We start from the raw sequence: 8,630 nt of genomic DNA, 5'->3' as shown, positions 1-8,630 counted from the left end.
ACCGGTGCCGGCAGTGGCTGGTCGCGGTTTTCCAGCAGCAGGGTGGCGATGCCGGTCATCGACGGCAGGTAGTAGCTCTGGTGCTTGCGCTCGACATTGGCAGACAACGCGCCACGCATGATCAGCCAGGTGATCACCTCGGCGCCTTCCATGCCGCCGAGCGTGGCGTACTCGGCCAGCGTCATCTCGGTAAGGCGCTGCGGGTCGTTGACCAGCAGGTCGAGGAACTGCGCGTCCCACTCAGGGTTGTTGAAACCGCAACGCTCGCCATGCACCTGGTGTGATACCCCGCCGGTGGCGACGATCGCCACCTTGAGGTCCTCGGGGTAGCTTTCGATGGCGCGGCGCAACGCCTGGCCCAGCTTGTAGCAGCGCCGCGCCGTTGGGATCGGCAGCTGCAGTACACCGACCTGCAGCGGCACGATCTGTACAGGCCAGCTTTCATCGCAGGGCAGCAGTGCCGACATGGGCGAGAAGAAGCCGTGGTCCAACGGCTTGTCGCGAAAGAAGCTCATGTCGAACTCATCGGCCATCAGGCTCTGGCCGATGTGCCGCGACAGCGCGGCATGGCCGCCTACTGGCGGCAGGTCCCGTGGGTTGCCGCCTTCATCGGCCACGCCGTATTGCTCGTCCACGCCCAGGGTGAAGGCACTGTAATGGTCAAAGAAGAACGAGGTGACGTGGTCGTTGAAAATGTAGAACAGCACGTCCGGCTGGCGCTGCTGCAGCCAGGTGCGGATCGGCTCGAAGCTTTCGAAGATCGGCGCCCAGGCGGCTTCTTCCTGTTTGTCGTGGTCGACGGCGAAGCCGATGGTCGGGGTGTGGGAGACGGCCAGGCCACCAATGATACGAGCCATGCGAAAGTCCTCTGTTACAGGTTACGGCGCGGTTACTGCGGGGGTCGTGCGCAGCCGGGCGTGGCCGTTGGCCAGGATCGCCAGGGCAGCGGCGAATGCCGGCAGGCCGAGGAGGGTGAACAGCAGTGGCAGGCCCAGCCCCAGGCTGAGCACGGCACCACCGATGAGGGAGCCGAAAATGGCCCCGAAGCGCCCGATACCGAGCATCCAGCTTACGCCGGTGGCGCGGAATTCGGTTGGGTAGTAGCCAGGGGCGAAGGCGTTCAGGCCGGTTTGCGCGCCGCTCATGCAGAAGCCGGCAGCCGCCACGCCGACCACCAGCAGGCTCGACTCCAGGCTCAGGGCGCCCAGCGAGACGATGCACAGGCCGCCCAGTGCATAGGCGATGGCGATGACCCGGTTGGGGTTGCGCCGGTCCATGATCCAGCCGACCACGATTGCGCCCACTGCGCCGCCGATCTGGAACAGGCCGGTGATGGTGGCGGCGCGCTCGATGGACAGCCCGCCATCGCGCAGCAGGGTCGGCAACCAGCCCATGGTCAGGTAGATCACCAGCAGGCCCATGAAATAGGTCAGCCACAGGGCCAGGGTGCCAAACCGGTAGCGCTCGCTGAACAGCTGCCGGGCCGGTGCCTTGTGCTGTGTGGTCGGCTCACTGACGGTAAAACGGGTGCCGGCAGCGAAGCGGCCGCCAAGCTTGGCCAAGGCTGACGCAATCTGGCTGGCCGGCGCCTGGCGTGCGGCAAGGAAGCGAGCGGACTCTGGCAGCAGCCACCACAGCAAGGGCAGCAAGGCCAGTGGCAGCAGGCCGCCGGCCAGCAGTACCGATTTCCAGCCGTGATGAGGGATCAACCAGGCGGACAGAAAGCCGCCCAGCCCCGAGCCCATGTTGAAACCGGTAAACATGATGGTGATCATCAGCGAGCGGTTGCGTGTGGGCAGGTATTCGGCGAGCAGGGTGGTGCAGTTGGGCATGGCCGCACCCAGGGCGATGCCGGTCAGCAGCCGTAACACGGCCAGCTCATAGGGGTTGCGGGCAAAGGCGCAGGCCAGGCTCAGCAGGCTGAAACCGCTGACCGCGATCAGCAGCACTTTCTTGCGGCCCAACCGGTCGGCATACGGGCCGGCGGTCAGTGCGCCGATGGCCAGGCCGACCATGCCGGCACTCATCACCGGGCCGAAGGCGGTGCGCGACAGCCCCCAGTCCTGCATGAGCGAAGGTGCGATAAAACCCATGACGGCGACATCGAAGCCGTCGAACAGCACGATCAGGAAACACAGCGACAGGATCAGCCACTGGTAGGCAGCGATGGGGCGGTTATCGATCCAGTCTTTGACATCGACAGGGGCATCGACAGGAGTCTTGAGCATGGGTGGTCACCTTTGTTCTTGTATTGGTATGAGTTCCGTCTGGTTCCGGTAAGGCTTCGAAAGCGTTACGGCCCAGCAAAAATCACCCCGCCGGACTTCGGCGTGACGGCGACTGTAATCCTGCGGTTCAGCTAGCGCCTGCGGGATTATCTTAACGAGATATCCAATTTTCTTATCGCAGCTCCCTGGCGGTGTGCTGGCAGGTGGCATTGCAGAATGCGCAGCCCTCAGCGTTGCGTCGATACGCCGTTGAGCTCACCCTGTTGCAGGCTTTGCACGCTGTTGCCCAGTGCATCTGTTGCTTCGATATCGGCGCCATGGGCGGCCAGCGCGTCGAGCAATTCCTTGCGCTGAAACATGGCCGCATACATGGCGGCCGTCTGCCCCGCGCCATTGCGCTGGTCAGGGTTGCACTTGGCGTCGATCAGCCGCCTGGCAATGCGCACCTCGCCTTTGAATATCGCCCCCATCAGTGCGGTGTTGCCCCGCTTGTCCTGGGCGCATGGGTCGGCGCCGGCCGCCAGCAGTTGCTCCACGGCCGCTCGCTGGCCGTGGTAGGCCGCCAGAATAAGGCCGGTGTAGCCCTTTTCGTCAGAGGTATCCAGGTTGTAGCCCGCCTGGATGAATGTTTTGAGCATTGCCTCATCCCCGCGGCGTGCGGCGCCGAAGAAGTAATCGCGCAACCGCTGCTCGGTGTTGGTGTGCTGCCCTTGGGGCGGCAGTGGCTCTTGTGCTTGGGCCGTGAGAATCAGCAAGCCACACACGGCTGCCATCATCCATTTGTGCATGGTGTTTACCTGCTTACAAAGGAAGAGCGGGCCGTCGGCCCGCTCAGTCATTGCAATCAGTCCTGCAGCTTCGCTGCCAGCTGCTGAACGCGCTTGAGGTCTGCCTTGGCCACTTTGGCCAGGCCTGCACCGTAGTCGCTATCGGCCTTGTAGAAGAACGACAGCATGATGTAGCGGCTTTGCTCGTCGGTCACTGCCAGGGCCTGGCCCAGGCTGTTGATCAGGTCGGTCTGTTCCTTCTTGCTGTAGGAGCGGAACAGCTCGCCGGTCTGCTTGAAGTTCTGCTCGCGCTGGATCTTCGCCTGCTGGGTGCTGCCCACCAGCGGGGTCGGCACATAGCGGGCGCTGGCCTGTTCTTCACGCGGCTGCAGGCGGCTTGGCTGGTAGTTGACCCCCGTGGTGGTGTGGCCCGCGTTGGCCTGGCCATCCTGGTTGACGTTATTGACCGGGATGCGCGGCTGGTTGACCGGCAAGCTCAGGCCGTTGGCGCCAATGCGGTACATCTGGGTGTCGGCATAGGCGAACAGGCGGCCTTGCAGCAGGCGGTCTTCAGACGGTTCGATACCTGGCACCAGGTTCGACGGCGCCATGGCGACTTGCTCGGTTTCCTGGAAGAAGTTGTCGACGTTGCGGTTCAACACCATCTGGCCGATCTTGCGCTCTGGCACGTTCGGCCAGATCTTGGTGGCATCGAGCGGGTCGAAGTCGAACGTGGCCAGGTCTTCGGGCTTGAGCACCTGGATGTACAGGTCCCATTTGGGGAACTTGCCGTCCTTGATCGCGCTGACCAGGTCGTTGGTCATGTGGCTGTAATCACGGCCCTGGACCTGCTCGACTTGTTTGGGGTCAAGGTTCTTCTGGCCTTGCAGGCTCTTCCAGTGGAACTTCACGTAGTGCACTTGGCCTTCGCTGTTGACCAGCTTGTAGGCATGCACGCTGTTGCCGTCCATTTCGCGGTAGCTGGCCGGGGTACCCTCGTTGGAGTACAGCAGGGTCAAGGTACGGGTGGCTTCTGGTACGTGGGAGAAGAAGTCGAAGCGGCGGGAGTCGTCATCGAGGTTGGTGCGTGGGTCAGGCTTGAACGCATGCACCATGTCCGGGAACTTGATGGCGTCGCGGATGAAGAAGGTCGGGAAGTTGTTGCCTACCAGGTCCCAATTGCCGTCTGCGGTGTAGAACTTGGTGGCGAAGCCGCGTGGGTCACGCAGGGTTTCGGGCGAGTGGTTGCCGTGCACCACGGCAGAAAAGCGCACGAACACCGGTGTCTTCTCACCTGGGCGGAAGACTTTGGCGATGCTCAGGTCGCTGATGTCGGCGCTGGCGGTGAACTCACCGTGCACCCCGGTACCACGGGCGTGCACCACCCGCTCTGGAATGCGTTCGCGGTCGAAGCGCTGCAGCTTCTGCAGCAGGTTGGCGTCTTGCAGCAGCACCGCGCCGTTGGCGCCGGCCGTTTGCGAATTCTGGTTGTCACCAACCGGTGCACCGCTGTCGCGGGTCAGGGTCGCGGCCTGGACGGACATCGTCAGCAGGCTGGCGGCCAGGCTTGCTGCAACCAGCAGGCGGCCGGGTTGGAAATGCTTTAGCACAGGGGTCATCGAGAAGCTCCATAGGCTCAATCGGGCGTTTTGAATGCGCCCGCAGAGGATAATGAGCGTGGGATGCCCCCCTAAATTGATCCTGCGCATCAGCACGATTGGCAATTTCAATGCGGTTTTTTATGCATTTTTTGCTAGATGAGAGCTGACGGTACGTCGGCCCCGGTATCCCGTCTGGCGCTGAGTGAATCCTGGACGTTAAGCGATTTGGGCCCGCTTTGCGGCCCATCGCCGGCAAGCCAGCTCCCACAGTCCAGCGCAGGCCTCCTGAACTGCGCGGTCCGTGTAGGAGCCGCCTTGCCGGCGATGGGCTGCGCAGCAGCCCTGAAACGCTTCGCCGCCCACCCCGCGGGTAACCAATCAGATTGAACGTTTCAGCAATCCATCCCGTCGGTACTTCCAAGTCGTTCGCATTTGGAGGCACTACCCATGAAGTACCGCGCACTCGGCAACACTGGCCTGCTGGTTTCTGAACTGGTGGTCGGCACGGTCCCGTTCGGCGGGCGTGGCGCATTCGAGAAAACCGGCAGCGTGGACGTGGCACTGGCCCGGCGCATGTTCGACATGGCCTTCGACGCCGGGGTCAACCTGGTCGACACGGCAGACCTGTACTCCCACGGCCTAGCCGAAGAAATCGTCGGCCAGGCGCTGGGTGAGCGGCGCCAATCGGTCATCCTCGCCACCAAGGCGCGCAGCCCGATGGGGGACAACCCCAACGACAGCGGCGCTTCGCGCTATCACCTGATCCGCGCCTGCGAAGCCAGCCTCAAGCGCTTGGGCACCGACCATATCGACCTCTACCAGATCCACAACTGGGACGGCATCACGCCTGTGGAAGAGACCCTGGCCGCCCTTGAGCACCTGGTGCAAAGCGGCAAGGTGCGTTACTTCGGCACGTCCAACTACACCGCCTGGCAGATGATGAAAACCCTCGGCAGTGCGCGGCTCAACGGCTGGCAGCAGCCGGTTTCCCAGCAGATCTACTACACCCCCGAAGCCCGTGAAGCGGAGTATGAACTGCTGCCGATGGCACTCGACCAGGGCCTTGCCACGCTGGTGTGGGGGCCGCTGGGGGAGGGCTTGCTGACCGGCAAGGTGCGGCGCGGGCAACAGACGCCGGCCGGTACCCGCCAAGGCAACGATTGGCCGGAACCCTACGTGCATGACAAGGAGCGGGCCTACGACATCATCGAGGCGCTGATCGAGGTGGGGCGCCGGCATGGCTGCTCACCGGCGCGGGTGTGCCTGGCCTGGCTCAAGGACCGACCAGGCATCACCAGTGTCATCACGGCGGGCCGCACCGCCGAGCAGTTGCACGACAACCTGCAGGCGGTGGAGCTGGTGCTGACAGGCCAAGACCTTGAGCAGATCGAGCGGGTGACGCGGATCGCGCCGCAGTATCCGTACTGGCACCGCATCGCCGCGAAAATGGACCGCATCGACCCGGCGGAGGCGCCGTTCATTGCCCTGCATCGGCAAACGATGAAGCAGCACAAACCCTGACCCGCAATCAGCCCGAGGTACCGATGGCCTGAGGCATGCAGGAAAGCTCGCTTTCAAACGGCAGGTCCGGCCCGGCCCTTGAACAGGTCACCGCAGCCGCCCCAATGGCGTAGGCCAGCATCGCATCGACCGTGTCGCGCGCCAGCATCGCCACACCCATCGGGCTGTCCGCACCCAGCCGAACCAGGCAGGCCAGCACGGCCGCCTGGAACGTATCCCCGGCCCCCACGGTGTCGCGAACCGGCAGTGAGCTGTCCGCCGGCCGGTGCCACGACCCGTGCGCACAATGCACGCTGGCACCCTCAGCCCCGTGGGTCACGAACACCAGCCGGCAGCGCTCGTTCAACCAGCCACGGGCTACCTCGCCAGTGTCGCGCCCCGGGTACAGCACCTGCAGGTCTTCCTCGCTGGCCTTGATCAAATGTGCATGCGCGGCAAACGCTTCAACGCGCCTGCGCCACAGCGCCACATCAGGCTGGGGATTCAGGCGCACGTTCGGGTCCAGGCTGATCAACCGCTGGTCGCGTTCGCGTTCCACCAGTGCCAGCAACGTGTCGGCCACGGGTGTCACCACCAGTGTGTATGACCCAACGTGCAGCCCGCGCACGCTCTCATCCAGTACCGGCAGATGCTCAAGCCGCACCTGCCGGTCGGCGCAGCCTTCGCCGCGGAACTGGTACTGCGCCGAGCCGTTAGCATCCAGGCCGACCATGGCCAGGGTGGTGGGTGCATCGCTGGTCACCAGGTGCTGGCAATTTACGCCTTCTTCCTCCAGTACCCGGCGCAGGCGCGCGCCGAGGTGGTCGCTGGACAACCCGCCGAAAAAGCCTGCGGCAACGCCCAGCCTGCGCAGGCCGACGGCGACGTTGAACGGCGAGCCGCCAGCAATTGCGCTAAAGCCCAGCTCTGAGGTGCGCGGGCTGTTTGCCAGGCTGAAGACATCGAACAACGCCTCGCCACATACCAGATACATGAAGTTCTCCCAAACAGAAAAGAGTAAGGACAGTACCGCGATCAGTGCACAGGCAGGTGATCCAGGTAGCGTCTGTAGGCCACGCCGTAGGCGGCCTGTTGCGCCAGGCCGGGCAGGGTGCGGGTGCTTTCGTCCAGCTCGACGCAGCGTTCGCACAGGGCCTGCAGGCTGTCGCCGTGGCCCAGTTGGCGGCCAAGGCTCCAGGCAGCCTGGATTGCCGCCCCCAGCGCGGCGGCTTCGGTCTGGCGCGGGCACACCACTGGCAGGCCGAGCAGATTGGCCAGTACCTGGCGCCACAGCTCGCTTTTTGCCGCCCCGCCCACCAGGCGGATTTCGCTGCCCTGCAGGCCGCTGGCGCGCAGCAGGTCCAGGCCATAGCGCAGGCTGAAGCAAGTGCCTTCGAGTACGGCCCGGCACAGGTTGGCGCGGGTCAGGTTGGCGCTGGTCATGCCATGCAGGCTGGCGCTGGCAGTGGGCAGCGCCGGTACGCGTTCGCCATCGAAAAACGGCAGCATCAACAAGCCGTCGGCGCCAAGCGGCGCTTGCGCGGCGAGGGCCGTGAAGCGGGTGAGGTCAAGCTCCAGCAGGTCACCCACCAGCGCGCAGGCGTTGGTCAGGTTCATCGTGCAGACCAAGGGCAGCCAGCCACCGCTGGAGGCGCAGAAGTTCGCCACCTCACCCTTGGGGTTGAACTGGGCATGGTCGGCGTAAGCTGCCAGGGTACCCGAGGTGCCCAGGCTGAGGGTGATCATGCCAGGGCTGATATTGCCGGTACCGATGGCGCTGAGCATGTTGTCGCCGCCGCCGGTGGCCACCCAGGCGTGAGGGTTCAGCCCCAGGCCTGCGGCGGCCTGCTCGCGCAGCGGGCCGACGCAGTCGCCGGGGGCGAGCAGCTCGGGCAGTGCCGCCAGCAGGCGCTCGCCCGGTTCGATGTGTTGCAGCACATCGGTTGCCCAGGTGTTGTGGTGCACGTTGTAGTAACCGGTGCCAGACGCATCGCCCGGCTCGCTGCAGGCGCGGCCTGTCAGCCAGTAATTGAGGTAGTCGTGGGGCAGCAGCACATGGGCCAGGCGGGCGAACAGGTCGGGGAAGTGCCGTTTGCTCCACAGCAGCTTGGATACGGTATAACCCGGCGCAATCACCAGCCCCAGGCGTTCGATCGAGCCTTGCGGGCCGCCGAGCGCGTTCAGCAGTGCCTGGTTTTCTGCCGTGGTTTCGGTGTCGCACCAGAGCTTGGCCGGGCGCAGTACCTGGCCTTGGGCGTCCAGCATCACCAGGCCATGCTGCTGGCCGGATACCGCCAGCGCACGGATGGCCTGGCCATCGACGCCGGCCTCATGCAGCGCGCCAGCGACTGCCGTGTGCAGGGCGGCTAGCCAGTCGGCCGGGTCCTGCTCGCGGCGCCCGTCGCGGCCCCGTGCAGGCGCGTGCGCGGCACTACCAAGGCCCAGCACCCGGCCGCTGCCGGCGTCCAGCACCAGCGCCTTGGTACCCTGGGTACCGCAATCAATGCCGAGAAACAGTCCGTCCATTGCGTGTG

The 8,630-nt window shown here is 64.7% G+C and carries 7 protein-coding genes; 1 reads left to right on the top strand and 6 read right to left on the bottom strand.

The features are described 5' to 3' along the window. The 4 genes from BLX42_RS19975 to katB all read right to left on the bottom strand — a co-directional run. Positions 1-857, bottom strand: an 857-nt coding sequence (locus BLX42_RS19975; RefSeq protein WP_161872465.1) for a gallate dioxygenase, incomplete at its 3' end; no start/stop codon positions are given. A 21-nt stretch (positions 858-878) separates the two neighbouring features. After that, a complete protein-coding gene (locus tag BLX42_RS19970) occupies positions 879-2,228 on the bottom strand; it encodes an aromatic acid/H+ symport family MFS transporter (protein WP_161872464.1) in 1,350 nt (449 codons plus the stop codon). A gap of 227 nt (positions 2,229-2,455) precedes the next feature. Next, positions 2,456-3,016, bottom strand: coding sequence for an ankyrin repeat domain-containing protein (locus tag BLX42_RS19965; RefSeq protein ID WP_168216564.1), 561 nt, complete (start codon positions 3,014-3,016; stop codon positions 2,456-2,458). A 56-nt stretch (positions 3,017-3,072) separates the two neighbouring features. Further along, on the bottom strand, positions 3,073-4,614 hold the full coding sequence (gene katB / locus BLX42_RS19960; protein WP_125924807.1) for a catalase KatB: 1,542 nt from the start codon (positions 4,612-4,614) through the stop codon (positions 3,073-3,075). Positions 4,615-5,043: 429 nt separating this feature from the next. Between katB and BLX42_RS19955 the strand changes: the two genes are divergently transcribed. After that, positions 5,044-6,117 carry an aldo/keto reductase gene (locus tag BLX42_RS19955; RefSeq protein WP_115275212.1) on the top strand — a complete coding sequence of 358 codons (1,074 nt, stop codon included), beginning with the start codon at positions 5,044-5,046 and terminating at the stop codon, positions 6,115-6,117. Positions 6,118-6,124: 7 nt separating this feature from the next. On the opposite strand, the gene BLX42_RS19950 is transcribed toward BLX42_RS19955, so the two are convergent. Continuing rightward, positions 6,125-7,090, bottom strand: a complete 966-nt coding sequence (locus tag BLX42_RS19950; protein ID WP_161872462.1) for a carbohydrate kinase — start codon at positions 7,088-7,090, stop codon at positions 6,125-6,127. A gap of 41 nt (positions 7,091-7,131) precedes the next feature. Further along, a complete protein-coding gene (gene xylB, locus BLX42_RS19945; protein ID WP_161872461.1) occupies positions 7,132-8,622 on the bottom strand; it encodes a xylulokinase in 1,491 nt (496 codons plus the stop codon). Positions 8,623-8,630: the final 8 nt, after the last annotated feature.

Source organism: Pseudomonas sp. SG-MS2, assembly GCF_009933855.1.
Lineage (GTDB): Bacteria > Pseudomonadota > Gammaproteobacteria > Pseudomonadales > Pseudomonadaceae > Aquipseudomonas > Aquipseudomonas putida_E.
The sequence above is the reverse complement of the archived record's forward strand: the minus strand, read 5'-3'. Positions and strand labels throughout refer to the sequence as shown.

Coding starts and splice junctions, on each gene's coding strand:
- xylB (WP_161872461.1), bottom strand. CDS start 8,622: ATGGACGGACTGTTTCTCGGCATTGATTGCGGTACCCAGGGTACCAAG.
- BLX42_RS19970 (WP_161872464.1), bottom strand. CDS start 2,228: ATGCTCAAGACTCCTGTCGATGCCCCTGTCGATGTCAAAGACTGGATC.
- BLX42_RS19965 (WP_168216564.1), bottom strand. CDS start 3,016: ATGCACAAATGGATGATGGCAGCCGTGTGTGGCTTGCTGATTCTCACG.
- BLX42_RS19950 (WP_161872462.1), bottom strand. CDS start 7,090: ATGTATCTGGTATGTGGCGAGGCGTTGTTCGATGTCTTCAGCCTGGCA.
- BLX42_RS19955 (WP_115275212.1), top strand. CDS start 5,044: ATGAAGTACCGCGCACTCGGCAACACTGGCCTGCTGGTTTCTGAACTG.
- katB (WP_125924807.1), bottom strand. CDS start 4,614: ATGACCCCTGTGCTAAAGCATTTCCAACCCGGCCGCCTGCTGGTTGCA.